The organism is Nocardioides sp. Z50_6 (genome assembly GCF_058215755.1).
This window is the reverse complement of the sequence record NZ_JBZAJB010000002.1, coordinates 445,536-470,321: the sequence shown is the minus strand read 5'-3', so window position 1 is coordinate 470,321 and position 24,786 is coordinate 445,536. Positions and strand designations below refer to the sequence as shown.

The following is a 24,786-nucleotide window of genomic DNA, read 5'->3' as shown; positions in this document are numbered from 1 at the left end:
GACGGAACCGATCGCGGGGGTGGCGCGTCCCACCCCCATGAACAGCCTCCTGCGCCCCCGGACACTCACCCGGGCGTCCGTCGTCCCGCTCCTCGGCCTGGTCCTCGCCCTCGGCGCCTGCGGCACCGAGGAGGCCTCGGACGCACCGGGCGCGGCGCCCACCGGGTCCGACGAGATCGCCTCCGCGGACGGAGAGGTCTGTCCCGCGCGGCTGCCCGAGCCCGCCTCCCAGGACGAGCGGTTCGGCGAGCCGGCCACGGCCGCGCCGGCGCTGGCCGCCGCCCAGGAGGCGTGGGTCTGCCGCTACGACCCGGGCCAGGGCTCGGGATCCGGTTCGGGCTGGCAGCGGGTGGGCGGGCCCCAGCCGGTCGGTCAGGAGCTGCTCGCCGGGATCGACCGCGACCTGGCCGCGCTGGCTCCCGCGAAGCAGGACCGCATGTGCACCCAGGAGCTGGGACCGCGCTGGATGCTGGTCACCGCCCACGACGACGACCTGACCGGCGTCGTCGTCGACGACTTCGGCTGCCGCGAGGTGCGGCTGAGCAGTCGCCCGGCCGACCGGGTCGCGGGCCTCGACGAGGACCCGGGCGTGGTCACCGGGGTGCTCCAGGCGCCGCCGACGCTGCTGGAGACGCTGACCGAGGTGGGCGCGGGCCTCGACCCCGGTCCGGCCAACGGCCCGGGCGAGGACGACCCGGGCCGGCAGCAGCGCTGGTCCGCGATGGTCGAGCGGCTCGGGTGTTCCGGCATGCCCTCGGTCTTCATGAGCGACGCCGCCGCGCCCGCGGTGGGCACCACACCCCGGGACGCGGTCGCGCCGTGGTCGCGGCCCGGCTCCGAGGTGCGGATCGACTCCCGCGACGGCGCTCGCGCGGAGGCCTCCGTGGTCGTCGACGGCCGGCCCGTGGTCGTCCTGGCCCTGATCCGGCACGCCAACGGCGGCTGGTTCGTGGAGGGCGGGGCCGAGTGCTGAACGACCCCGGTCTGGTCCGCCGTCTGGCGGACCGTCGCGGCGGCGTGGTGCTCTTCGGGCTGACCCCGCCCCGCACCGGGAGCCCGCCGGAGAAGGTCAGGCAGGTCGCCGAGCGGACCCTGGAGCGGCTGGCGGGGCTCGACCTCGACGGGATCGTCCTCTACGACATCGACGACGAGAGCGACCGCAACCCCGACGACCGGCCCTTCCCGTTCAGCTCCACCCTCGACCCGGCCGACTTCGCCGAGGAGTTCTCGGCCTGGGAGAAGCCGCTGGTCATCTACCGCTGCGTCGGCAAGTACGACGAGGAGGAGCTCGCCGGCTGGCTGCGGGGCCAGGACCCGGCCCGGGTGCTGACGGTCTTCGTCGGGGCCTCGTCGCGCGAGAAGCCGGTCCGGACCACGCTGCCCCGGGCCCAGGAGCTGCACCGTGAGCTGCACCAGGAGCTGCACCGTGAGCTGCCGCAGGGGCCGGGCAGCGACCGGCCCGGCGGCCCGGCCGGGCTGCTGCTCGGCGCCGTGGCCATCCCCGAGCGGCACGCGGAGCGCGGCGGCGAGCACGCGCGGCTCCTCGCCAAGCAGGCCCGGGGCTGCTCGTTCTTCGTCACCCAGGTGGTCTACGACGTCAACGCCGCCAAGGACCTGCTCTCCGACTACGCCTACGCGTGTCGCGCCGACGCGGTGGAGCCGGTCCCGCTGGTCTTCACCCTCTCGGTCTGCGGCTCGGCGAAGACGCTCGACTTCCTGCAGTGGCTCGGGGTCCGGGTGCCGCGGTGGATGCAGAACGAGCTGCGCCACACCGACGACACCCTGGCGGAGTCGTTCGACCAGTGCCTGGCCACGGCCACCGAGCTGGTCGCCTACGCGGAGCGGCTCGGCGCCCCGATCGGCTTCAACGTCGAGAGCGTCTCGGTGCGCCGCGCTGAGATCGAGGCGTCGGTCGAGCTGGCCGCCCGGGTGCGGGCGCTGCTGCCCCGCTGAGCGGACCAGGCCTCGCCCGGTCGGCTACAGCTCGATGGCCGGGCCCCGCGGATCGACCTCGTCGGGGTGCCGCGCCTTCTCCTCCAGCATCTCCCTGGCGTAGCGCAGCAGCGCCACGCTGACCGCCAGCAGCGGGACGGCGAGGAACATGCCGACGATGCCGGCGAGGCCGCCACCCGCGGTGACCGAGAGGATCACCAGCGCGGGCTGCAGGTCGAGGGTGCGGCCGACCAGCATCGGCTGGAGCACGTTGCCCTCCAGTTGCTGCACCACGACGATCAGCAGCACCACGATGAGGGCGTTGGTCGGGCCGTCGGTGACCAGCGCGACCAGGGCGGCGATCGCGCCGGTCAGGAAGGCGCCGATGATGGGGATGAAGGCACCGAAGAAGATCAGCACCGACAGCGGCAGCCAGAAGGGCACCCCCAGGATCACCAGGCCGATGCCGATGGCCACCGCGTCGACCAGGCCCACCGCGGCTTGGGCCTTGATGAAGCCGCTCAGCGTGACCCACAGCCGCCGGGAGACCTCGGCCGCGTGGGGTGCCGCCCGCGGGCCGGCGAGCTCGCTGATCCACGGGACGAACTTGGGGCCGTCCTTGAGGAAGAAGAAGCACAGGACCAGCGCCAGGATGCCGGTGATCAGGAACGACGTGGCCGTGCTGACGCCGGTGAGGACGCCGCCGGCGATGGAGCCGGCGTTCCCCTGCGCCTGCTCGAGGATCTGGTCGAAGACGTCGTCGATCTGGTCGCTGCTGACGTTGAAGGGCTCCTCGGCGATCAGGTCCCGGAGCTCGAGGATGCCGTCGAGCGCGGCGTCGCGGACCTCCTCCCACTGACCCATCACCTGGGGCGCCAGCACGAAGATCAGCCCGACCATCGCGCCGATCCCGGCGAGCAGGGTGAGCAGCGCCGCCAGCGCCGCCGGCATCACCTTGCGCAGCAGCCGCGTCGGCGGCCAGAGCACGGTGGCGAGCAGCAGCCCCAGCACCACCGGGAGGGTGACGTCCCAGATCTTGCCGAGGATCCAGAACCCCACCACCGTGGCGGCCCCGATCAGCAGCAGCCGCAGCGACCAGGTCGCCATCCGGCCGCCCACCCGGTCGAGCACCTCGCCGCGGGTCGGCGGCTTCGGCGGCGGCGGAGGGGCCGCGGGCGGCAGCGCCGGCACGACGGGCTGTGGGGGTGGCGTCCTGCGTCTGCCGAGCACGTTCTCTCTCCGGTCACTAGGTCCTGCGGGATCCGGGCGCGTCCCGGCCCGCCAGTGCCCAACCCTGCCTGACTTCATCCCCGTCGGGGGCCTCGCCCCGCCGCGGAAGGCCCCCGGGACTGCGAGCTCAGCGCCAGCCCAGCGCCGGCGCGACGTGGGTGAGCAGGCTCTCCAGCACGTGGGCGTTGTAGTCGACCCCGAGCTGGTTGGGCACGGTGAGCAGCAGCGTGTCGGCCGCGGCGATCGCCTCGTCCTCGGCGAGCTGCTCGGCGAGCTGGTCGGGCTCCGCGGCATAGGTCTTGCCGAAGCGCGCCCGGCCGCCCTCGAGCTGGCCGACCTGGTCCTGGCCGGTGCCCTCCGCGCCGAAGTAGGCCCGGTCCCGGTCGTCGACGAGGGGGAAGATGCTGCGGCTGACCGAGACCCGCGGCTCGTGCGCGTGGCCGGCCTTGGCCCAGGCGTCGCGGAACCGCTGGATCTGCTCGGCCTGCAGCTGGTGGAAGGGGACGCCGGTGTCCTCGGTGAGCAGCGTCGAGCTCATCAGATTCATCCCCTTCTCCGCCGCCCACTCGGCGGTGGCCCGCGACCCGGCGCCCCACCAGATGCGCTCGCGCAGGCCGGGCGAGTGCGGCTCGATCCGCAGCAGCCCCGGCGGGTTGGGGAACATCGGCCGCGGGTGGGGCTCGGCGAACCCCTCGCCCTTGAGGATCTCCAGCAGCACCTCGGTGTGCTGGCGCGCCATCTGCGCCGGGTCGCCCGCCTGCCCGTCCGGGCCCGGCGCGGGCTGGAAGCCGAAGTAGCGCCACCCGTCGACGACCTGCTCCGGTGATCCCCGGCTGATGCCGAGCTGCAGCCGGCCGCCGGAGATCAGGTCGGCGGCCCCGGCGTCCTCGGCCATGTAGAGGGGGTTCTCGTAGCGCATGTCGATCACGCCGGTGCCGATCTCGATCCGGCTGGTCCGGGCGCCGACGGCGGCCAGCAGCGGGAACGGCGAGGCGAGCTGCCGGGCGAAGTGGTGCACCCGGAAGTAGGCCCCGTCGGCGCCGAGCTCCTCGGCGGCCACCGCGAGGTCGATCGACTGGAGCAGCGTGTCGGCCGCCGACCTGGTCTGCGACTGCGGGGACGGCGTCCAGTGGCCGAAGGAGAGGAATCCGATCTTCTTCATGCCCCCCACAACAGCGCCGGGCCCCGAACCCTTCCGCGTGACCGGGCCCACGCCCCCGGAGCCGCGATGCCCAATTGTGTCGATGACTGGCCCGCTTCCCTTTGCCAGGCTCTGGTCGGCGGGACGACCGGTGTCCGAGGAAGCGAGGGTCATGGTGGCTCGGGCACAGCTGGCCGTCCTCGCGTGTGCCGGTCTGCTCATTGGCGGTCACGACCAGCTCGGTCCGGCCGTGGCGCAGACCGAGCTGGCACCCGTGGTGCGGTGCTGGGAGGAGGGCTCGGCCGACGTCCGGCTGCGGCTGGGCCAGCTGGAGCGGCTGCGCACCGGTGTGGGCGACCCGGCGCTCTTCGAGCACAGCGCCTTCACCCCCCAGGTCACCCCGGCGTGGCTCTCGTGCTTCCGGTGAGGGGCGTACCCTGGAGGCCGTGATCATCGACATCTGGGCCGATCTGGCCCATCTCGACAGCTACCTCGCGAAGGTCGCCCTGGAGTCGGCGCTGGCCGAGTGGGAGCACCGCGACGAGGTGGAGGTCGTCTGGCACGCCTACCAGGTGGAGCGCCCCTCGACCTACGACGCGCACCGCCTGGTGCACCTCGCCGACAGCCAGGGTCGCGCCGGGGCGCTGCGCGAGCTGATGATGAAGGCGTTCGTCACCGAGGAGGAGTCCCCCACCGACCGCGCGGTGCTGCTGCGGCTGGCCACCGAGGCCGGGCTGGCGGCCGGCGAGGTCGAGGAGCTGCTCGGCTCCGACGACCACGGGTACGACGTCCGCGTCGACGAGGCGACCGCCGCCCAGATCGGCTTCGAGTCCGCGCCCTACCTGGTCATCGACCGCAAGTACGGCGTCGGCGGCCCGCAGCCCAGCGCGGTCTACGTCTCCGCCCTGGAGTTCGCCCGCGAGCACGCCGACGAGTCGCCCGAGGAGCGGGCCGCGTCGGTCTGCGGCGGGGCCTGCGGCTCCTGCGCCTGCGGGGCCTAGGCCCAGTCGCCCAGCAGTCGTCGGGCCCGCTCGACCCCCACCCGCGCGGCCGCGGCGTCCGGGGCGGTGACGACGACCCCGTAGAGCATCCGCACCGCCAGCAGCACGTCGTCGACACCCAGGTCGGCGGCGACCCCGCCGGCGGCTTGGGAGGTGGTGAGCGCGCGTTCCACCATCCGGCGCAGGCGCTGGTCGCCGTCGTACGTCGCGAGCGTGCGCCGGGCGTCGACCACCATCTCGACGAAGGCGGCGGAGCCGACGATCAGCTCGACCAGGGTGCTCAGCAGGCGCGCGAAGACCTGCGAGTCGGTGCCCCCGGCCACCTCCTCGAGCTCGGCGAAGTTCTCCTCGAAGACCGCGAAGGCGAGGTCGTGCCGGGCCGGGAAGTGCCGGTAGAGCACGCCCTGCCCGACACCCGCCTCCCGGGCGATCGTGCTGAGCGGCACGTGGTAGCCGCGCTCGGCGAAGAGCCGGCGCGCGGCGCTCAGGATGGCCGTGCGGTTCTGCCCGGCGGCGGCCGGGCCGCGGTTGTGCTCGCCCGGGCGAGAGGCGGTCCTCGCGGGTCGTCGGGTGTCGCGCGCGGGGAGTCGCGCGGAGGGCGGGTCGCCCTTGTCTTCGCGGGGTCCGGGAGGCATGCTGGCAGTCTACGAACCGGACAACATTGTCCGGTTGGTTTGACGAGGAGAACGAGATGACCAGCACCAGCACGTTCGACCACACCTACGACGTCGTCGTGGTCGGGACCGGCGCCGCCGGGTTCGCGACCGCGCTGGCCGCCACCGACGAGGGCCTGAGCGTCCTGATGGTGGAGAGCACCGCCAAGTGGGGCGGCAACACCGCCATGTCCGGCGGCGGCATGTGGATGCCGAACAACCCGCTGATGCGTCGCGACGGCGTGGGCGACTCCCGCGAGGAGGCGCTGGCCTACCTCGACGCCACCGTGGGCGAGGAGGGGCTGGCCACCTCGCGGGCACGCAAGGAGGCCTTCGTCGACGGCATCGCCGACTTCGTCGAGACCGTCGAGAAGTACGGCGTCGAGCTGGTCCGGGCGCCCGACTACGCCGACTACTACCCCGAGCTGCCGGGCGGCAAGATCGGCCGCGGCCTCGAGGTCAAGCCCTTCGACCTCAAGCAGATCGGCGACTGGTGGAAGACCTGCCAGGCCCCCGCCGGCCTGCCGGTCAAGACCGACGACGTCTGGCTGCTGGGCCGCTCCTGGGTGACCGCCTCGGGCGCCGCGCGCGGCGCCCAGCTCGTCGGCCGCGCCCTGGGCGGCGTGGTGCGCGGCAAGAAGCTCGCCGGCATCGGCGCCGGTTTCACCGCGGCGCTGCTCGACGTCGTGGTCCAGCGCAACGGCGCGGAGCTGTGGCTCGAGGCCCCGCTCGAGGAGCTGGTCGTCGAGGGCGACCGCGTCGTCGGCGTCCGGGTGACCCGTGGTGGCCGAACGGTCACCGTCGGGGCCACGCGCGGCGTGATGCTGGCCGCGGGCGGCTTCGACCACAACAAGGAGATGCGGCGCAAGCACCACGGCATCGACGGCTCGCCGTCGGGTGCGCCCGGCAACCTCGGCGCGCCGATCGACATCGCCGCCCGGGCGGGCGCCGCGCTCGAGCTGATGGACGACGCCTGGTGGGGCGCCTCGATCGCGCCGGTCGAGGGTGGTGAGCCGTCCTTCATCGTGAGCGAGCGGTCGTTCCCCTACTCGCTCATGGTCGACTCCGCCGGCGACCGGTTCGCCAACGAGTCCGAGTCCTACGTCGACCTCGGCCACGCCATGCTCGAGCACGACAAGGACGGGCCGTACTGGATGATCGCCGACGTCCGGCACGCCCGCCGCTACCTGCGCACCTACGCGATGGACCCCCGGAAGAACAAGGCGATGGTCGAGGCCGGGATCATGGTCAAGGCCGACACCCTGGACGAGCTCGCCGGCAAGCTGGGCATCGACCCCGCCCGGCTCGGGTCCACGGTGGCGCGGTTCAACGGCTTCGCCCGCTGCGGTGTCGACGGCGACTTCGGCCGCGGCAACTCGGCGTACGACCGCTACTACGGCGACCCGACGGTGCGACCCAACCCGTGCCTGGGGTCGCTGGAGAAGGGTCCGTTCACCGCGTTCAAGGTGGTCATCGGCGACCTCGGCACCAAGGGCGGTGTCGTCACCGACACCGAGGGCCGGGCGCTGCGCGCCGACGGCTCGGTGATCGAGGGGCTCTACTCCGCGGGCAACAACTCCGCGTCGGTGATGGGGCGGACCTACCCCGGTCCCGGCTCGACCATCGGCCCGGCCGTCGTCTTCGGCATGCGCGCCGGGCGGGACATGGCCAAGGCTCAGGTGCCGGTTCCCGCCGCCGGGTAGTCGCGGTAGCCGTCCCGGTAGCTCGGGTAGGCCGGCTCCCAGCCGGTCGCCCGGAGCCGGGCGTTGGAGAGGCGCTTGCCGTGCCGGTGGGGGGCCGACGGCCTCGGCGGGCGGGGGGCGCCGAGCCGCTGGGCGAGGAAGGCCGCGACCTCGCCGAGCACGGCCGGCTCGTCGTCGGTGCCGACGTAGAGCGGCTCCGGCTCGCTCTCCAGAGCGAGCAGGTGGACCACCGCCGCCGCGGCGTCGTCGCGGTGCAGGCGGTTGGTCCACCGGTCGGGGTCGGTGACCTTCCCCGAGAGCACCTGTTCGGCGAACCGGCTCGGCCCCCGTCCGTAGAGGCCGGAGAGCCGGAGCACGGTGCCGTGCGGCACCCGCTCGAGGAAGAGCTGCTCGGCCTCCAGCAGCATCCGGCCCGGGCCGTCCGCGGGACGGGCGGGGGTCGACTCGTCGACCGGCTCGCCCTCGGCGACCACCCCGTAGACCGAGGTGGAGGAGACCAGGACCGCCCGGCGCGGCACCGCCCCGACCGCCTCGATTCCGTCGAGCGCGAAGCCCAGCCCCTCGACGTACGTCGCCCGGTAGGCCTCCTCGGTGCGCGGCCGGGCGGTGAGCGCGACGACGAGCTGCTCGAGGTCCATCGGGGGCAGGGCCGGCCGGCCCACGGTGAGGTCGGCGTGGATCCCCTCCAGCGGCGGCGGGACGAGCTCGGCGCGCCGCCGCAGCGCCAGCACGCGCTGCCCCCGGGCGGCCAGCCGCAGCCCGATGGCGGTGCCCAGGTCGCCGCAGCCCACCAGCAGGGCGTCGGCGCCGGTGGCCGGGGATCCGGTCCGGCTGGGCTCGGAAGGCATGGCGCCACGGTACGTCGGGCGGTCACGCCCGCCCGGGCCTGCTCGCCGCTAACGTGGCAGGCAGGACCCGAGAAGCAGGAGCGGGAGGGGAGGAACCATGGCGATCGAGGTGAGGCCCGCGACCCTGAGCCGGTTCGACGACGTGGCCACCATGATCGGGCCCAAGAAGCCGGGGTCGAACGTCTGCTGGTGCCTGAGCCACCGGATCGACTCCAGGACCAACCGCGAGCTCGGCGGGACGGCGCGCCGCGACGCGATGCGCGACCTCTGCGCCCGCAAGGTCGCCCCGGGCGTGCTCGCCTACGACGGGGACGAGGTGGTCGGCTGGGCGGCGGTGGCGCCGCGCGCGGAGCTCCCGGTGGCCCGGTCGACCAGGATCCGGCCGGTCGAGGACCTGCCGGTCTGGTCGGTGATCTGCCTCCGGGTCCGGCCGGGACACCGCGGCCAGGGCATCTCCCACTCCCTGCTCGCCGGTGCCGTCGCGTACGCCGCCGCCCAGGGCGCCCCCGCGGTGGAGGGCTACCCGGTGGACAACGACGGGCAGAAGGTCGACCTGACGATGGCCTTCGTGGGCACCCGCAAGCTCTTCGAGGACGGCGGGTTCACCCTGGCCGCGCGCACCGACGCGGTGGCGGGCGGTTTCCCGCGCGTGGTGATGCGCCGCCCGACCTGAGCCGCGGAGCCCGCCCCCCCGGTGCTGGCGGCGATGACCGGGCCGGGCACGCCCGAGGAGCGGCGTACGTCGGCGGTGGCGGCGTACGGCGACTGGCTCCTCGACACCGCGCCCCCGCCGGACGACCAGGCGCTGACGGCCAACGCGATGGCCGACGTGATCGACTCCGATCCCGAGGTGCGGCGGGTGGAGCACGTCGCCGAGCGCCTGGGTGTCTCGCCCCGCACGGTGCAGCGCCTCGCCCGCCGGTACGTCGGGATCCCACCCGCCGCGATGATCCGTTGCCGTCGCCTCCAGGAGGCCGCCGAGCGGGTGCGCGACGACCCGTCGGTCGAGCTCGCCACGGTGGCGGCGGAGCTGGGGTACGCCGACCACGCGCACCTGACGGCCGACTTCCGGACCGTCCTGGGCTTCACCCCCAGCAGCTACCGTCACAGCTCGCGCAGGTAGCAGAGCATCCGGTAGTCGGTGCCCGGCTCGACGTTGACGAAGCCGTGGCGCTCGTAGAAGCGCCGGGTGTCGACGTCGACCTCGTCGACGTTGATGTGCACCTCCCCGGCGCCGTGCTCGTCGACGGCCTCGATCGCCCGCGTGAGGAGCGCCGTGCCGATCCCGTGGTCGCGCAGCCGGGGGCGCACGTAGAGCTCCTCGAGCTGGGCGAGGGGTCCGTCGTAGTAGGGCGTGGGGCGCAGGGTGAGCAGCGCGAAGCCCACCGGCTCCTGCCCACCGCCCTCGCCCTCGCCGAGGGCGAGCAGCAGGAAGACGTCCTCGCGGGCCAGCAGCGGCCGGAAGCGTTCGGCGAGGACGGCGGACGAGGGCGTCGGGGTCTCGAACTCGGTGTTGAAGTCGAAGAGGAGACGGCCCGCCACCTCGGCGTCGTGGGGGGTGCCGCGTCGTACCGTCACGTCCTGGGCTGCCACGACCACGACCCTTGCACGACCTGGCCCTGCGTGGAAGAACAGGTGTGAGATGACGTCCCCCCAGGAGCAGCCGATGGGCATCGAGATCCGTCCCGCCACGCTGGCGCGGTTCGACGACGTCGCCACCCTGCTCGGGCCCAGGCGTCCGGACGCCAGCGTCTGCTGGTGCCTGAGCCACCGCGTCGACTCGCGGACCAACCGCGAGCTGACCGGCCCGCTCCACCAAGATCCCCGCGATCGACGACCAGCCGGCGTGGTCGATCTTCTGCGTCCGCGTCCGGCCGGGGCGCCGTCGCCGCGGCATCTCCCACCACCTGGTCGCCGGCGCCTTCGACTACGCCGCCGACCACGGCGCCCCGTGGTCGAGGGCTACCCGGTCGACAACCGCGGCGAGCGGGTCGACCTCACGATGGCCTTCGTCGGCACCCGCAAGCTCTTCGAGGACGCCGGCTTCGAGCTGGTGGCGCCCACCGACGCGGTCGCCGGCGGCTTCCCGCGCCTGGTGATGCGGCGCTGGACCTGACCTGAGCTGGCTGGACCTGACCGGGCTCAGCGGGGTAGCCGCGCCAGCCGTTCCCGCAGCGCCGCCACCCCCTCCGGCTCCCACCCCTCCGGCTCCAGCATCGCCACCCAGGCGGTGAGCGGCTGGGTGCCGTACTTGTGGCCGAAGTCCTCTTCGAAGGCGGTGCTCACCGCCATGTCGACCGCGAGGTTGAGGAAGGTCGTCACCGGAGACCACTCCATCGCCGGGTTGACCGCCGGGTCCAGCGGCTCGGCCAGCCAGTCGGGCTCGTCGTAGGCGGTCTCCCAGTCCCACCAGACGATCGGGTCGTCGGCCTGCTGGAGGAAGACGGCGTGTGGCCGCCCGCTGACGTCGGAGTCGCGGTTGGCGAAGAGAACGCTCGTGCCGTCCCCGACCACCGGCCTGACCTGGGGCGAGCCGGCCCGGCGGGCCCGCTCGGCCTCGCGGCGCAGCGGCATGGTCTCCGGCGGGCCCACCCAGAGCGAGGCGGAGGTCCGGTCGACCAGGTCGTCGAGATCGGCGTAGGCCGCGCTGCCGCCGAACGAGCCGAGGCTCTCGCCCGCCACCAGCAACGCGGGGCGCTCCTGCGCCGGCTCCGCGTCGATCCGTTCCTGCACCGCCTCGACCAGTGCGCGCCCCGACTCCCGGGCCGCCCCGGCCTCGGTGAGGAAGGCGAGCGGGCTGGGCAGGTGCGAGTACTGCATCGAGACGGTGGCGACGTCGCCGCCGTAGAGGTGCTCGACCGGCTGGACGATCTGCTCGTTGACCCACCCCGTCCCGGTCGGCACCACCACCAGGACGGCCGCCCGGTCGAAGGCGCCGAACGTCTCGAGCTCGGCGAGGGCGAGGGCGGCGCGCTCGTCGGGGTCGTCGGTGGTGGCCCGGCCGACGTAGACGCGGACCGGCTCCACCGGCTCGACGCCCTCGGGGGCCAGCTCCGCGAGCTGGTCCGGCGTGGCGCCGCGGCGCAGGAAGCGGCGTCCCTCGTCGCCCACCTCCTCCCACGCCACCGCCGAGGCCGGGCCGGCGGAGCGGAGCAGCGAGGTGGGTGGCTCGGCGCCGCCGTCGATCTCGAGGTCGGAGAGGGTGAAGGCCTCGTTGAGCGCATCGAGGGTGCGTTGGTAGACCCAGGTGTTGAGGGCGGAGACCACCGCCCACAGCACCAGCACGGTGGCCAGCCCGGCCGCGATCCAGCGGGGGAGCAGGCGGTCGCCCAGGTTGGTGGCCCGCCGGCGCAGCCACCGCACCGGCCAGGCCAGACCGAGCAGCGCCACGGCGATCACGAGCGCCACGCCCACTGAGCCGCCGTAGAGCAGCGGGGCGCTGGCCGGCTCGTGGCCGAGCCGCTCCCAGGTCCACCCGTGGGCTTCCACCGCCCGGGCGCCGGACCACCCCACCCAGCCCAGCACCAGGACACCGAGGACCACGCGGAGCCGCAGGTCGGCTTGGGCAGAGAGCGGCCCCGGGCCGGCGGCGAGGCGGTCGCGCAGCAGGCGCACGCACCAGGTCAGGAGGGCGCCCACGGCGTAGCCGACGGTGAGAGCCACCCCGGAGACGACGCCCTGGAGCAGCCAGTCGCGCGCCAGCAGCGTCGGCTGCCACGACTCCACCAGCAGCAGCGCCCCGAGCAGGACGCCGAGCAGCCGCGGCCGCCGGACGAGCCGGGTGAGACGCCCCGCGGCCGGTGCGGGACCGGTGGCCGCCGGGGTGCCCTCGTCGCTGCTGGGGGGCATGGGCCGAGCGTAGTGCTCTTTCAGGCGCCCTGGCTCAAGCGCTCTGGCGGACCCCGAGCGCCCAGTCCTGCACCCACTGCGGCAGGGTCAGGTCGCGACCGGCGGGGACGCCGCCGATCGCCTCGACCACCTCGGCGGCCGGCACCGAGCCGTCGCGCTTCGACAGCACCCGGCACTGCACCACGGCCTGGGCGTACATCTCGCCCGCGACCAGGAACGTCTGGGTGAAGTACATCGCCTTCTCGTCGATGCCGAGGACCTCGGTGCGCAGCTCGAACCGCTGCCGGGGCTGGAGCGAGCGTCGGTAGCGGATCGTCTGCGCGGAGACCACGGCGTACCAGCCGCGCCGGCGGGTCGAGGCGAAGAAGCCCGAGCGCAGCATCAGGTCGACGCGGCCCAGGTCCATCAGGGCCAGGTACTTCGCGTTGTTCATGTGGCCGACCGTGTCGAGGTCGGTCGGCTGCACGCGGAAGGGGGAGGTCACGCCGTCCCAGAGGTCGACGCGTCTGCGGCGCCGCGAGGTGAGCAGCATCCTGAGCAGGCGGAAGTAGAGGTTCACGAGGGAGAAGTCTGCGGGCCGGCGAAAAGAACTTCGCCGGGGGGTGTCGCAAGCGACGGGTGCCGTTCGTGGAAGGGGTGAGGGCACGGCACTAGCGTCGTGCTGACGTCGAACGAGAAGGAGAATGTCATGGCCGAGTACCTGCTGTCCGTCTGGGGCGAGACCGAGCCCGCCGGCGACTACGGTCCGTATGCGAGCAAGGAGGAGATGGAGCAGGCCTTCGAGGAGACCGGGCGCTTCAACGAGAGCCTCCGCGAGCGCGGTCACTGGGTCTTCGCCGGCGGCCTCCAGCCCGCGCACACCGCCACCGTGGTCGACGGCACCAAGGACGACACGGTCACCACCGACGGCCCCTACCTGGAGTCCAAGGAGCTGATCGGCGGCTTCTGGGTGATCAACGCCGCCGACCTCGACGAGGCGCTCGCGCTGGCGGCGGAGGGCTCGAAGGCGTGCCGGGGCAAGGTCGAGGTCCGCCCCTTCCAGTCGGAGTGAGCGGGGCCGGTGAGCGAACGCGGCCCCGACCAGTCGGACGAGCGGGTGGGCGAGTACTCCGTGGGGCACCGGATCGAGGAGCTCCACCGCGACGAGTTCGGCCGGATCGTGGCGGCCCTCGCCCACCGGTTCGGCGACCTGGGGCTGGCCGAGGAGGTCACCCAGGACGCCTTCGCCGAGGCGGTACGCCGCTGGCCCACCGACGGCGTACCGCCGCATCCGCCCGGGTGGCTGGCCACCACCGCGCGCAACCGCGCGCTGGACCGCGTGCGCCGGGAGTCGACCCGGCAGGCCCGGCACCAGGAGGCCGCCATGCTGCACGACCCGGGCCGCTCCGACGAGCCGCCGTCGTCGATCCCGGACGAGCGGCTCAGACTCGTGTTCACCTGCTGCCACCCGGCGCTGGCTCCGGCCACCCGGGTGGCCCTGACCCTGCGGCTTCTCGGCGGTCTGACCGTGCCGGAGATCGCCGCGGCGTTCCTGGTGGAGGAGCGGGCGATGGCGCAGCGGATCACCCGCGCCAAGCAGAAGATCGCCGCGGCGCGGATCCCCTACCGGGTGCCGGCCGACGCCGACCTGCCCGACCGGCTGGGCGGCGTGCTGGCGACCCTCTACCTGGTCTTCAACGAGGGCTACCTGCCGCGCCACGGGGCCCAGCCGGTGCGCACCGACCTGTGCGCGGAGGCGATCCGGCTGACCCGGGTGCTGAGGGGGCTGATGCCCGACGAGCCCGAGGTGATGGGGCTGCTGGCCTTGATGCTGCTCACCGAGGCGCGCCGACCGGCGCGGGTGGCCGACGGCCGGCTGGTGCCGTTGGACGAGCAGGACCGGACCCGCTGGGACCGCGACCTGGTGGCAGAGGGGCATGCCCTGGTCCGCGAGTGCCTGCGCCGCAACCGCGCCGGGCTCAGCCGTCCCGGACACCACCAGCTGCACGCCGCGATCAACGCCGTGCACACCGACGCGGCGAGTGCCGCGGAGACCGACTGGTCGCAGGTGGTGGCGCTCTACGACCAGCTCTACGCGGTCACCCCGACGCCGGTGGTCGCGCTCAACCGGGCACTCGCGGTGGCCGAGCTGGAGGGGCCGGCCGCGGCGCTGCCGCTCGTCGAGGAGCTGGCGGTGCCGCTCGCGGCGTACCAGCCGTTCCACGTCGCCCGCGCCGACCTGCTGCGTCGTCTCGGGCGGCGCGAGGAAGCGCGCGTCGCCTACGACCTGGCGATCACGATGACCGACAACGAGGCCGAGCGGGAGTTCCTGCGGGACCGCGACAGGTGAACGGGCGGGTGGACGGGGCGGGTGGGCGCCTCGGGCGCGGAAAAACGGGTGGGGTGATGGCCGGCGACGACTAGCGTCCGATCCATGGAGCAGCACGAGCCCGGCACGCGCGGTGGTCAGGACGACCTCCGCCCGCGTGCGCCCGGCGGCCCGGACGTGGTGATCCGCGCCGAGGAGCCGGCCGACGTCCCCCGAGTCGCCACCGTCGTCGCCGACGCGTTCCGGAGCGCGCCCCACTCCGCCCCGCCGTCCTCGCCGGGCGGTCCGCCCGGCGAGGTGGACCTGCTGAGGCTGCTCCGCCACGACGACGGATGGCTCCCCGCGCTCTCCCTGGTCGCTGAGTCCCAGGGTCAGGTCGTCGGCCACGTCGTCTGCACCCGCGCCCACGTGGACGCCGCACCGGCGCTGGGACTGGGCCCGGTCAGCGTCACGCCGGAGCTGCAGCGGCAGGGGATCGGGTCTGCCCTGGTCCGGGCCGTGCTGGCCCGCGCCGAGGAGGCGGGAGAGACCCTGGTGGCGCTGGTCGGCGACCCCGCCTACTACCGACGTTTCGGCTTCGTGCCCGCGAGCACGCTGGGCGTGGAGGCGCCCGACGAGGCATACGGGGACTTCTTCCAGGCGCTCGCGCTTGCGGGACGCGAGCATCCCCGCGGCCGGTTCCGCTATGCCGCAGCGTTCGACGCGTTCTCCTAGCGGGCGCGGAGCATCCGGACCATCCCGACGACCGGGGCGACGAGGACGACCACGATGCCGACGCCGGAGACCGCGAGCCCGGTGCTTTCGCTGCTCCCGGCGACGCCCGCCCCGGCGGCGGAGGTCGCGGCCAGCATGATTCCTGCGAACACGACCGACAACCCGATCCCGACCCACGCCATCATCCGTGAGGACTGCGCGTGCAGGACCGCGCGGTTCTCGTCGGTGACCTCCCGCGGGTAGTTGTGCCACTCCGGACGCCGGGCGAGGAGCGTCGTCCCCGCCAGCAGCCCGGCCCAGAGCGCGAGCAGGACCAGCAGCGACCACCGGGGGCCCCAGTCGTCCGCCTCCCCGCCGACGCCGAAGTGCGTGGGCACCTCGCCCAGGTCGCCGTACCGCAGCAGCAGCAACACGCTGCCCGCGGCCAGCAGCAGCCAGGCGATCGCGTCGAGGGCTCCAGGTCGTGGACCGCGGGCCGGCTCGTCGTGGGTTGCGGTGGTCATGGGGCACGAGTGTGCCAGGCGGACGCACCCTCACCGCCGCCTGCGGAACCGGACGTCACCGTTCGGCATCCGGGTGGTCGTGTAGCCGGGATCGTGGGCTCGATGGTGGTGCCAGGAGCAGAGGAACTCCAGGTGGGCCAGGTCTGAGGTGCCGCCGGCGGCACCTCAGTCTGCCCAGGTCTCGAACTCTGTACACCTGTTCGAAAAAAGTCTGTGAGGGGTCGAGAGGGCTGTTCTCCAACGACCGGACGCAGCGCCGGCACGCCCCCTTGACTGCCCTAGGCTTTCGGCATGCTGAGGGTGCGGGGGCTGACGAAGGAGTTCGGCGGACGGAAGGTGCTCGAGGGTGTCGACCTCGACGTAGCCGCGGGGGAGGTGGTGGCGCTGGTCGGACCCAACGGTGCCGGCAAGACCACCCTGATGCGCTGCCTGGTCGGGATCGAGGAGCCGGAGGACGGCGAGGTGCTGCTCGACGACCGACCCCTCGACACCCGCGAGGCGGACGTCCGCGGCGACGTGCTGGCGCTGCTCGACGACGGCGCGTGGTTCCCCGACCTCACCGTGCTCGAGCACCTCGACCTGCTCGCGCGCGCCGACAGCGTGGTCGACCCCACGGCCGCCGCCCGTGCCGCGCTGGTCGAGGTCGGCCTGACGGGCGTGGCCGACCAGGTCCCGGGCACGCTCAGCTCCGGACAGAAGCAGCGGCTCTCGTTGGCCGTCGCCCTGGTCCGCCCGTGGCGCCTGCTGCTGGTCGACGAGCCGGAGCAGCGGCTCGACACCGAGGGCCGCGCCTGGCTCGGCGCCTGGCTCGGCGAGCAGGCCGCGGAGGGCCGTTCGGTGCTGATGGCCTGCCACTCCGAGGACCTGGTGGTCGCCTCCGGGGCCCGCGTGGTCGCGGTCGACGCCGGATGATCGCCACGGGCGTGGCGCGCGACCGGGGAGGCGACGACGTCGCCGCGCGCGAGGTGGCGCGCGCGCTGGTGGTCGCCCGGTCCCGCGCCCGCGAGGCGGGCGAGCGGTTCACCGACCTCTACGTCTGGGTCTTCAGCACGGCGCTGATCACCGTCTGGATCCTCTCCTTCGCCCGCGAGACCTTCACCGGCCGCGTCTGCAGCGCCGGCGCGTGCGCGGTGCAGGAGCACCCGGCGTACGCCGCTCTCGCGGTCGTCTGCCTCGGCCTCGGCGGGCTGCTGCTCGCGCTCGGAGCGGTGGGCCCGGTCTCCGCGGAGCGGGCCAGCGCGCGCTGGTTGCTCACCACCACCGCGGACCGGGCGGTGCTGCTCCGGGGCCCCCTGGGTGCGGCGGTCGCCGGGTCAGCGTTCGGCGGCGTGGCCGTCGGGCTGCTCGCCGCGATGGCCGCGCAGGGCGGCGGTCTCGAGCCCGCCCCGCTCGCCGCGGGGGCTGCCCTCGGTGCCGTGGGTGGCGCCTTGGTCCCGCTCTCGCTCCTGCCGACCCAGACGGCGCAGCAGTGGGGCCGGGCTCCGGGCAGGCTCCCGGCCGGTCTCCTGGGCGGGGTGGGGCTGGTCCTGCTCAGCTGGGTGCTGCTCGGCGGAGCCGGCCTGCCGCGGAACCCCGGGCTCTCCACCGAGCGGGTGCTGGGCGCGACCTGGGTGCTCGCCGCCGTCCTCGCCGTGGCCCTGGTCGCGGGCCTCGTCGTCACCCTCCGCGCCGCCGGCCGCCTCGCCGAGCTCTCCGACGCCCAGCTGGCGCGCGGCCGCGAGGTGGTCGACGCGGTCGCGGACTCCGCCCTGATGCTCGACGCCTCCCCGCTCTCCGGGCTCCAGCGCCGCCGCTCCGACCGGCGTCGCGGCCGGCACCCGTCCCGCCCGCTGCGCGGCCGGGGCGGGGTGGCGTTCCTGGTCGCCGATGCCCGGCAGCTGCGCCGGCGGTGGCGCTCGGTCGCCGTCACCTTCCTGGCCGTGCCGCTGGTGCTGGTCGCGGGCGAGGGGTTCGGCTACGGCGCCGCGATCCTCGCCGCGACCGCCGTCGTCGCCTGGGCGGGGCGCCAGGCCGGGGCGGGCCTGCGCACCTGGCTCGGATCGCGCGGGCTGCGCCGTTCGGTGCGTCTCGCACCCTGGTCGGTGACCCTGGCGCTCACCCTCGCGCCGACCCTGGCCAGCACGCTGGTCGCCGTCCCCGCCGTGCTGCTGGTGAACGGGCCCTGGTGGGGCGGCGTCCACCTGGCGGTCGCCGGGCTGGCCGCCACGATGCGCGCCGCCGACCCGGCGCCCGTCGAGCTCGGTGCGGTGATCAGCACGCCGGCGGGGGCGGTGCCGACGGGGCTGATCCACTCGCTCCTGCACGGCCCCGACCTGGCGCTGCTGCTCGGGCTGGCGCTCGTCCTGGTGGGGGAGCCGTACGTCGTCCTGGTGGCGCTGGCCGCCCTGGGACGACAGGTGGTCAAGGAGCGCTGATCGGGCCACACTGGCTGGCGTGTCGTCCACTACTGCGAAGCCGGCCTCCGCCCGGTCCGGGCCCGTCCGCGTCGTCTCCGCCCTGACCCGGAGGGTCCCCGCCGGCTTGCGCCCGACCCGGGCGATCCACTGGGGCGTCTCCGAGGGGCTGCCGCGGTTCGCGCTGCGCACCTCGGCTCGCCGCGGTGACCTGCAGGGCCGGTTGGTGGTCGCCACCAGCCAGCCCGACCCGGCTCTCGCGTGGCAGGTGATCGAGGACATCCGTGCCCGGGGCCCGCTCCCGGGGACGGCGTTCGGCCGGGTCACCGCCCGGCACGCGGTGGTCCGCGAGGTGCTCAGCAGCCCGGCGTTCGCCGCCGGCGTACCGGGCCCCGCGCAGCCCTGGCTGGTGCGGCTGCGGGACTGGTCGGCGCCCGAGAGCCTCCATCCCGTGCACCCGCCGTCGTTGCTGGTCACCGAGCCCCCGGACCACACCCGCTACCGCAAGCTGGTCACCCGGGTCTTCACCGCGCGAGCGGTCGAGCGGCTCCGGGAACGGACCGAGGAGATCGCCGCAGGGCTGCTCGACGACCTCGCGGCCCGCGCCGCCGACGGGCCGGTCGACCTCATCGAGGCCTACTGCGCGCCGCTGCCGGTGGCGGTGATCTGCGAGGTGCTCGGGGTGCCGGCCGACCAGCAGCGCAAGGTGCTGGAGATGGGCACCGCCGCCGCCTCCAGCCTCGACCTGGGTCTGCCCTGGGCGGAGTACAAGTCGGTCGACACGGCGCTGGCCCAGTTCGACGCCTGGCTGACCGAGCACCTGCGCCTGCTGCGGAGCCGGCCCGGTGACGACCTGATGAGCCAGCTGGTGCGGGCCCAGGACGACGGTGTGGGGCTGGACGAGCAGGAGCTGAAGGCGACCGCCGGGCTGGTGCTGGCCGCGGGCTTCGAGACCACGGTCAACCTGCTGGGCAACGCGGTGGTGCTGCTGCGGGAGGACCCCGACCAGCTCGCGCTGCTGCGCGAGGACCCGTCGTGGTGGACCAACGCGGTGGAGGAGGCGCTGCGGGTCGACCCGCCGGTGCTGCTCACCGCGCGCACCTGCCGGGAGGAGACGGTCGTGGCCGGGGTGCGGGTCGCCCCCGGCACGCTGGTCGCCACCGTGCTCGGCGGCGCCAACCGGGACCCCGACGTCTTCCCCGACCCGACCCGGTTCGACGTGAAACGTCCGAACGCGCGCGACCACCTCGCGTTCTCCGCAGGACGCCACCACTGCCTGGGCGCCTCGCTGGCCCGGATGGAGGGAGAGGTCGGGCTGCGGGCGCTCTTCGACCGGTTCCCCGACCTGCAGCTCGCGCCGGGCGCCCTACGTCGTCCCACCCGGATCCTCCGCGGCTACCACCGCCTGCCCGTCCGGCTGCGCTGAGCCGGTCGCCCCGGCGTACGGCGTGGGCGGCCCCGGAGTCGCGCCCATCGGCCGACTCCTCGTACGAAACTTGCAGTTCTGCACCGTTGCAACGGTCAAGAACTGCCGGTTTCACCGGCGCCCCGGTGAAACCGCCAGGCCCCGGGTACACCCAGCGGGTGGACAACCTCACCTTCGTCGGCACGGCGACCACCCTCCTCCGGCTGGGGTCGTTCACGGTGCTGACCGACCCGAACTTCCTGCACCGGGGGCAGCGGGCCTACCTGGGCAAGGGGCTCTGGTCGAAGCGGCTCACCGAGCCGGCGATGCAGCCGGGCGACCTGCCGCCGCTGGACGCGATCGTGCTCTCGCACCTGCACGGCGACCACTTCGACCGGATCGCCCGACGCGAGCTCGTCCGGGACCAGCCGGTCATCACCACGAAGAAGGCGGCGGACAAGCTGCGGAGCTGGAAGTTCCAGGCCAGGGGGCTGGAGACCTGGCAGAGCGAGACGCTCACCAAGAGCGGCGAGCAGGGCGAGGAGACGCTGAGCGTCGAGGCGGTGCCGGGGATCCACGCCCGCGGGGTGATGGGCGCGCTGCTGCCGCCGGTGATGGGCAGCCTGCTCACCCACCGTATCGGTGGCGAGGTGCGCCGCCGGGTCTACCTGAGCGGCGACACCCTGACCGGCGACCACCTCGACGAGGTTGCGCGCCGGCACCCGGAGATCGACGTGGCCGTGGTCCACCTGGGCGGCACCCGCGTGCTCTTCCACACCGTGACCATGGACGACGTGCAAGGGGTCGACTTCCTCCGGCGGGTGCAGCCGAAGAGCGCGATCCCGGTGCACCACGACGACTACCGAGTGTTCCGCTCGCCGCTGTCGGACTTCACCCGGCGGGCCCGGGACGCGGGCTTCGGCGACCGGGTGCAGTCGGTCCAGCGCGGGGAGACCGTGCTGCTGTGAGCGTCCCGACGACCCGCCGGTCTCCCCGACGGCCGGTCTCCGGTCGCCGCTCCCCGGTCGGGTCGACGGGTGGCGGGTCGCTGCCCTGACGGGTCGCTCGGCACCCGCGCCGATTCTCCTGCGCGACCGCGAACGCCGACATACGATCTGCGGGCGGAACTCTCGGTGCCGCTCGACAGGAGACTGATCACAGATGACCGGCCTGATGGACGAGGCAGACGTGGCTGCGGGGATGATCGTGGGCCGGGTGCCCGTGGTGGACGCCGCCCGCGAGATCGTGGGCTTCGAGCTCGTCAACCGCGCGCCCGACCCCGCCGCCCACGCCCAGCTCGACGAGCGCGAGACCGTGGTTCGCGGGGCGAGCCTGCTCAGCTCGATCGACATCAACCTGTCGGCCATCGTCGGCCGGAGCCTGCTCTTCTGTGCGGTCGACCGGGCGGTCCTGGTCAGCGAGACCCGGCTGAGCCTGCCGCCGCGCCGCGTCGTCCTCGAGGTGCCGTCGGAAGTCGACGACGAGCTCCTGGCGGCGATCGAGTCCTACAAGCAGGCCGGTTTCACCATCCTGGTCGAGCACGCCGACTGGACCGAGGCGACCTCTGCGCTGCTGGCCCTGGCCGACCTGGTCAAGCTCGACGTCGGCGCCCTCGACCGGACCGCCGCCGAGGCGGCCGTCGCCGGCTACGCGGAGCAGCCGGTTCAGCTGGTGGCCGCCGGTTGCGACACCGAGCTCCAGCTCGCCTGGGCGCAGTCGGCCGGCTTCGCCATGTTCCTGGGGCGCGCGGTGCGGGTCTTCGAGGCGCCCAGCGAGGTGGCCGGTGCGCCGTTGCCGGTCACGCAGCTGCAGCTCGGGGTCGAGCTGCTCAGCCGCGACCTCGACCTCGACCGGATCGAGGACGTCCTGCGCGGCGACCCGGCCCTGGTCGCCCAGCTGCTGACCATGGCCTCGTCCGGTGCCGGTGGCGGCGTCCGCCGTCAGGTGCGCACCCTGCGCGAGGCCCTGGTGGTGCTGGGCACGGTCCGGCTGCGGCAGTGGGCGGCCCTGGTGATCCTGAGCCGGCACAGCCAGCGGCAGGGCGACGCGCTGGTCACGACCCTGGTCCGCGCCCGGATGTGTGAGCTGCTGGCCCGCAACCGGGGCATCGACGGCCCCTTCGCCTTCACCGCCGGACTCCTCTCGGCGCTGCACATCCTGCTGGGCGTGCCGGTCGCCGACGTCGAGGAGCAGATCAGTGTCGGCGAGGACCTGACCCAGGCCGCCTTCGCTCGCGAGGGTGCGGTGGGTGCCCTGATCGACCGGGTCGAGGAGCACGAGCAGGCGCTCGACACCGGTGGCCGAGTGGCCGCCGACCACGACGAGGTCACCCTGATCGGCGCGATGTCGTTCGCGTGGGCCGCCAGCTACGCCGACGCGATGGAGTCGGCGGCCCCGGCCTAGGCGCGACCTCAGCCGGCCGACCCCTGCGCCGCCAGCCACTCCGGATCCGGCGCCACCGGCTGCACGAGCTCGACGACCAGCCCGTCGGGCCCGGTGACCTGCATCCGCCGCTGCCCCCACGGCTCGGTGACGAGCGGCTTGACCACCCGGAACCCGAGGTGCTCGTCGAACCAGGCGGCGGCGCCTGAGGGGTCGGTGGCCGTGAACGCCGCGCCGACACGGGTGACCTGCATGGGAGCTCCCTTCCCGAGGAGGGGGCGAGTCTGGCACGCGGCAGCGCGTCGAACGTGCAGATCGCGCGGGGCCCCGGATGATCTGGCGGCTCAGAGGCTCCGAACGAGAAGAAGTGTGTCGTTTCGGTTTTTCCCCCCCTCAGTTGGGTAGACCTTCTGTGACCCGGTCCCAAGATCGGGTCCCTACTCACCACGACTTTCCCGAGGAGTCCATTCATGCGCAGGACCGCCCGTCTCGCCACCGCCGCCGTCGCGTCGTTGGCCCTGGCCCTCCCCGTCGCCGCAGTCGGCGCCAGCAGCGCCTCCGCCGCCCCCGCGAACAGCGGCGCCTCCGCCGCTGGGACGGACAGCAGCGACGTGCTCGCCCGCAAGCCCAAGAAGAAGAAGATCAAGCTGAAGAAGGCCAAGGCCGGCACCCACTACGGTCTGGCCGGCAACACGATCACCGCTCAGGTGCGCGGCAAGGGCAAGGTGACCTTCACCGTCAACGGCACCAAGGTGAAGAAGAAGATCAAGAAGGGCAAGGCCAGCCTCCAGCTGCCCGCCGAGCTCACGCCGGGCACCTACAAGGTCAAGGCGAAGTACAAGAAGTCCAAGGGCACGATCAAGACCATCGTGTGGGACTCCTCCCTCAACGTGAACGAGGCGAACTTCACCATCTCGCTCTCCACCCCGAGCTACGACTACCCCGACCTGATCGGTCAGGTGAAGTTCAAGGGCGAGTCGCCCAGCTCCGGGTGGGTCGACATCTACCTCAACGGCGACAACACGGGCGGCGCGCAGTCGCCCAACTACTGCTGCATGGACGGTGTCGACGAGAACGGAGGGTTCTCGTTCCTGGACTCGCACTTCCTGGGCAAGGTGGCCGAGAACGGGCCGGGCACCTACCAGTACCGCGCGTACTACACCCCCACGGCGTCCTTCGACGAGTACATCTACTCGCAGTGGATCACCGTCACTGTCGTCCCCTGATCACGGATCGACGACGTCTGAGCACGACGTGAGCGAGGCCGTCACCTCTCGGGGGTGGCGGCCTCGTCGTGTCCCCGGCCGTAGGGTGGCGACGTGGCAGAGGCACCGCTGAACAGGCCGGTCGCGGGCGACCGGGACCGCGACGAGGAGGGCCGCGCTCGTCAGGCCCGACCCCGCGACGCCCTGGGGCGCCCGCTGCCCTACGGCGAGCACGGCGTCGAGCCGATCGACGAGACGCCCCTGCCGCCCGAGCAGACCCTCGACCTGGCTCGCCGTCTGCTCGCCGATGGCCGGCCCTTCGCCGCGCACGAGGCGCTCGAGGTCCGGTGGAAGAGCTGCCCGGTCGAGGAGCGGCCCCTGTGGCAGGGCCTCGCCCAGCTCTGCGTCGGGCTCACCCACGCCGCGCGCGGCAACGACGTGGGCGCCGCCCGCCTCGTCGAGCGCGCCGCCGGGCGCCTCGACGCCTACGACCGCGGCGACGGACCGACGTACGGGCTGGTGCTGAGCGAGCTGGTCGGCTGCGCCCGGGAGCGGATCGCGGCAGCCTGAGCCGCTAGGCCAGCCCGGCCTTCAGCTCGGTCAGCGCCGCCTCCAGGTCGACCCGCGGCTCCCAGCCCCAACGCCGGGCCCGGTCGGCGAGGATCTGCCCGGTCCATGCCGGACCCTCCTCCCAGACCGGCTCCACGCCCAGCGCCTCGGTCACCGCGCCCAGGTAGTCGCCGAAGGTCGCCGCCCCGGCGGCCACGTTGACCGGGGTGCAGGCGCCGGCCAGCGGCCCGGCCTCCGGGTCGTCGGCGTCGGCGACCAGGCCGGTCGCCACGTCGGCGGCCAGCGCCGCCAGGTCGTCGACGTGCACCCAGGCCAACGAGCGCTCCGCGACGGCGTGCCGCTCCGCCTCGTCGGCCGCGATGGCGCCCGGACGCAAGGTGTTCCAGACCGAGGAGTCGCCCGGCCCGAGGATCGCCGGCGGGCGGAGCAGGATCCGGGTGGGCCCGTCCAGCCCGGCGATCGCCAGGTCGAGGTCGCGCTTGATCACCGGGTAGTCACCGGCATCGTCGTGCGCCAGCGGCGAGTGCTCGTCGACGTCGCCCACCCCGGGGCGGCGGTCGTAGACCGCCGCGGTGGACAGGTGCACCAGCCGGCCCACTCCGGCGTCGGCCGCGGCGTTCGCCATCACCAGCGTGCCGTCGTACCCGACGGTGCGCTGCGCGTCGGCGTCCCCGTCGAGCGGGTGCACGGTGGTGACCACGGAGTCCGCGCCCGCCACCACCCCGGCGGCGAAGGGCGGGTCGGTGAAGTCGCCGACCCGCTCCTCGACCCCGGGCAGTCGCGGCGCCGTGCCCGCGCGGCGTACGACGGCACGCACGGTCGCGCCGCGCTCGCTGAGCGCGGCACAGACGTGGCTCCCCACCAGGCCGTTGGCCCCGGTGACGACGACGACAGGCGGGGGCGGGCTCTGAGCAGTCATGGAACCACCCTGGCAGGTGGGGCAAGGCTC

General features: G+C 74.0%; 28 protein-coding genes. 18 read left to right on the top strand and 10 right to left on the bottom strand.

Translation table 11 applies throughout. The features are described from left to right. Window positions 1–19: 19 nt before the first annotated feature. Window positions 20–973 (top strand): hypothetical protein, encoded by a 954-nt coding sequence (locus AC4BGE_RS06960; protein ID WP_490574791.1) that lies wholly within the window; start codon window positions 20–22, stop codon window positions 971–973. Beyond that, the gene (locus AC4BGE_RS06955) at window positions 967–1,953 is read left to right on the top strand and encodes a methylenetetrahydrofolate reductase (RefSeq protein ID WP_490574790.1); all 987 of its coding nucleotides are present in this window, start codon (window positions 967–969) and stop codon (window positions 1,951–1,953) included. The genes AC4BGE_RS06960 and AC4BGE_RS06955 overlap by 7 nt, the downstream gene beginning before the upstream one ends. Before the next feature lie 24 nt (window positions 1,954–1,977). Here AC4BGE_RS06955 and AC4BGE_RS06950 read toward each other — a convergent pair whose 3' ends face one another. Together AC4BGE_RS06950 and AC4BGE_RS06945 are read right to left on the bottom strand one after the other, a co-directional pair. After that, window positions 1,978–3,123, bottom strand: coding sequence for an AI-2E family transporter (locus tag AC4BGE_RS06950; protein WP_490574789.1), 1,146 nt, complete (start codon window positions 3,121–3,123; stop codon window positions 1,978–1,980). A gap of 166 nt (window positions 3,124–3,289) precedes the next feature. Then, window positions 3,290–4,324: an LLM class flavin-dependent oxidoreductase gene (locus AC4BGE_RS06945; RefSeq protein WP_490574788.1), complete on the bottom strand. Its 1,035-nt coding sequence runs from the start codon at window positions 4,322–4,324 to the stop codon at window positions 3,290–3,292. Window positions 4,325–4,475: 151 nt separating this feature from the next. On the opposite strand from AC4BGE_RS06945, the gene AC4BGE_RS06940 reads away from it, so the two are divergent. Continuing rightward, window positions 4,476–4,730 (top strand): hypothetical protein, encoded by a 255-nt coding sequence (locus tag AC4BGE_RS06940; protein WP_490574787.1) that lies wholly within the window; start codon window positions 4,476–4,478, stop codon window positions 4,728–4,730. A gap of 19 nt (window positions 4,731–4,749) precedes the next feature. Continuing rightward, a complete protein-coding gene (locus tag AC4BGE_RS06935) occupies window positions 4,750–5,304 on the top strand; it encodes a DsbA family protein (protein ID WP_490571916.1) in 555 nt (184 codons plus the stop codon). Here AC4BGE_RS06935 and AC4BGE_RS06930 read toward each other — a convergent pair. Then, window positions 5,301–5,939, bottom strand: a complete 639-nt coding sequence (locus tag AC4BGE_RS06930; protein WP_490574786.1) for a TetR/AcrR family transcriptional regulator — start codon at window positions 5,937–5,939, stop codon at window positions 5,301–5,303. The genes AC4BGE_RS06935 and AC4BGE_RS06930 overlap by 4 nt on opposite strands. A gap of 56 nt (window positions 5,940–5,995) precedes the next feature. Between AC4BGE_RS06930 and AC4BGE_RS06925 the strand changes: the two genes are divergently transcribed. Beyond that, entirely contained in the window at window positions 5,996–7,660 is a 1,665-nt protein-coding gene (locus tag AC4BGE_RS06925) for an FAD-binding protein (protein WP_490574785.1), read from the top strand. Here AC4BGE_RS06925 and AC4BGE_RS06920 read toward each other — a convergent pair. Next, complete coding sequence (locus AC4BGE_RS06920) at window positions 7,633–8,508, bottom strand: NAD-dependent epimerase/dehydratase family protein (protein ID WP_490571913.1); 876 nt, start codon at window positions 8,506–8,508, stop codon at window positions 7,633–7,635. The two genes, AC4BGE_RS06925 and AC4BGE_RS06920, sit on opposite strands and share 28 nt — an antisense overlap. Before the next feature lie 97 nt (window positions 8,509–8,605). On the opposite strand from AC4BGE_RS06920, the gene AC4BGE_RS06915 reads away from it, so the two are divergent. Next, on the top strand, window positions 8,606–9,181 hold the full coding sequence (locus AC4BGE_RS06915; RefSeq protein WP_490574784.1) for a GNAT family N-acetyltransferase: 576 nt from the start codon (window positions 8,606–8,608) through the stop codon (window positions 9,179–9,181). Between the two features lie 33 nt (window positions 9,182–9,214). Then, on the top strand, window positions 9,215–9,631 hold the full coding sequence (locus AC4BGE_RS06910; protein WP_490574783.1) for a helix-turn-helix domain-containing protein: 417 nt from the start codon (window positions 9,215–9,217) through the stop codon (window positions 9,629–9,631). On the opposite strand, the gene AC4BGE_RS06905 is transcribed toward AC4BGE_RS06910, so the two are convergent. Then, window positions 9,613–10,086, bottom strand: coding sequence for a GNAT family N-acetyltransferase (locus tag AC4BGE_RS06905; protein ID WP_490572105.1), 474 nt, complete (start codon window positions 10,084–10,086; stop codon window positions 9,613–9,615). The two genes, AC4BGE_RS06910 and AC4BGE_RS06905, sit on opposite strands and share 19 nt — an antisense overlap. Window positions 10,087–10,150: 64 nt before the next feature. Here AC4BGE_RS06905 and AC4BGE_RS06900 point away from each other — a divergent pair, with 64 nt between their 5' ends. Continuing rightward, entirely contained in the window at window positions 10,151–10,624 is a 474-nt protein-coding gene (locus AC4BGE_RS06900) for a hypothetical protein (protein ID WP_490571910.1), read from the top strand. 26 nt (window positions 10,625–10,650) lie between these two features. On the opposite strand, the gene AC4BGE_RS06895 is transcribed toward AC4BGE_RS06900, so the two are convergent. Beyond that, window positions 10,651–12,357: an alpha/beta-hydrolase family protein gene (locus tag AC4BGE_RS06895; RefSeq protein WP_490574782.1), complete on the bottom strand. Its 1,707-nt coding sequence runs from the start codon at window positions 12,355–12,357 to the stop codon at window positions 10,651–10,653. Window positions 12,358–12,391: 34 nt separating this feature from the next. Next, a complete protein-coding gene (locus AC4BGE_RS06890; protein WP_489965564.1) occupies window positions 12,392–12,916 on the bottom strand; it encodes an acyl-CoA thioesterase in 525 nt (174 codons plus the stop codon). A 129-nt stretch (window positions 12,917–13,045) separates the two neighbouring features. On the opposite strand from AC4BGE_RS06890, the gene AC4BGE_RS06885 reads away from it, so the two are divergent. From AC4BGE_RS06885 to AC4BGE_RS06875, 3 genes are all read left to right on the top strand, one after another. Continuing rightward, on the top strand, window positions 13,046–13,408 hold the full coding sequence (locus AC4BGE_RS06885) for a YciI family protein (RefSeq protein ID WP_490571908.1): 363 nt from the start codon (window positions 13,046–13,048) through the stop codon (window positions 13,406–13,408). Window positions 13,409–13,417: 9 nt separating this feature from the next. Further along, window positions 13,418–14,686, top strand: a complete 1,269-nt coding sequence (locus AC4BGE_RS06880; protein WP_490574781.1) for an RNA polymerase sigma factor — start codon at window positions 13,418–13,420, stop codon at window positions 14,684–14,686. Between the two features lie 84 nt (window positions 14,687–14,770). Continuing rightward, on the top strand, window positions 14,771–15,379 hold the full coding sequence (locus AC4BGE_RS06875; RefSeq protein ID WP_490574780.1) for a GNAT family N-acetyltransferase: 609 nt from the start codon (window positions 14,771–14,773) through the stop codon (window positions 15,377–15,379). Here AC4BGE_RS06875 and AC4BGE_RS06870 read toward each other — a convergent pair. Beyond that, window positions 15,376–15,882, bottom strand: a complete 507-nt coding sequence (locus AC4BGE_RS06870) for a DUF1648 domain-containing protein (RefSeq protein WP_490574779.1) — start codon at window positions 15,880–15,882, stop codon at window positions 15,376–15,378. The genes AC4BGE_RS06875 and AC4BGE_RS06870 overlap by 4 nt on opposite strands. Window positions 15,883–16,173: 291 nt before the next feature. Here AC4BGE_RS06870 and AC4BGE_RS06865 point away from each other — a divergent pair, with 291 nt between their 5' ends. From AC4BGE_RS06865 to AC4BGE_RS06845, 5 genes are all read left to right on the top strand, one after another. Then, a complete protein-coding gene (locus AC4BGE_RS06865) occupies window positions 16,174–16,794 on the top strand; it encodes an ABC transporter ATP-binding protein (RefSeq protein ID WP_490571904.1) in 621 nt (206 codons plus the stop codon). After that, window positions 16,791–18,296, top strand: coding sequence for a DUF6297 family protein (locus AC4BGE_RS06860; RefSeq protein WP_490574778.1), 1,506 nt, complete (start codon window positions 16,791–16,793; stop codon window positions 18,294–18,296). The genes AC4BGE_RS06865 and AC4BGE_RS06860 overlap by 4 nt, the downstream gene beginning before the upstream one ends. A 19-nt stretch (window positions 18,297–18,315) precedes the next feature. Then, a complete protein-coding gene (locus tag AC4BGE_RS06855; protein ID WP_490574777.1) occupies window positions 18,316–19,701 on the top strand; it encodes a cytochrome P450 in 1,386 nt (461 codons plus the stop codon). A 158-nt stretch (window positions 19,702–19,859) separates the two neighbouring features. Beyond that, window positions 19,860–20,648, top strand: a complete 789-nt coding sequence (locus tag AC4BGE_RS06850) for an MBL fold metallo-hydrolase (RefSeq protein WP_490571901.1) — start codon at window positions 19,860–19,862, stop codon at window positions 20,646–20,648. Between the two features lie 193 nt (window positions 20,649–20,841). Further along, entirely contained in the window at window positions 20,842–22,083 is a 1,242-nt protein-coding gene (locus tag AC4BGE_RS06845) for an EAL and HDOD domain-containing protein (RefSeq protein WP_490574776.1), read from the top strand. A gap of 8 nt (window positions 22,084–22,091) precedes the next feature. Here AC4BGE_RS06845 and AC4BGE_RS06840 read toward each other — a convergent pair whose 3' ends face one another. Further along, window positions 22,092–22,316, bottom strand: coding sequence for a hypothetical protein (locus AC4BGE_RS06840; RefSeq protein ID WP_490574775.1), 225 nt, complete (start codon window positions 22,314–22,316; stop codon window positions 22,092–22,094). A gap of 216 nt (window positions 22,317–22,532) precedes the next feature. Here AC4BGE_RS06840 and AC4BGE_RS06835 point away from each other — a divergent pair, with 216 nt between their 5' ends. Together AC4BGE_RS06835 and AC4BGE_RS06830 are read left to right on the top strand one after the other, a co-directional pair. Then, window positions 22,533–23,288, top strand: a complete 756-nt coding sequence (locus AC4BGE_RS06835; RefSeq protein WP_490574774.1) for a hypothetical protein — start codon at window positions 22,533–22,535, stop codon at window positions 23,286–23,288. 93 nt (window positions 23,289–23,381) lie between these two features. Continuing rightward, a complete protein-coding gene (locus AC4BGE_RS06830; RefSeq protein WP_490574773.1) occupies window positions 23,382–23,837 on the top strand; it encodes a DUF309 domain-containing protein in 456 nt (151 codons plus the stop codon). A 4-nt stretch (window positions 23,838–23,841) separates the two neighbouring features. On the opposite strand, the gene AC4BGE_RS06825 is transcribed toward AC4BGE_RS06830, so the two are convergent. Then, window positions 23,842–24,756, bottom strand: a complete 915-nt coding sequence (locus AC4BGE_RS06825; RefSeq protein WP_490574772.1) for an NAD-dependent epimerase/dehydratase family protein — start codon at window positions 24,754–24,756, stop codon at window positions 23,842–23,844. Between the last annotated feature and the right edge of the window lie 30 nt (window positions 24,757–24,786).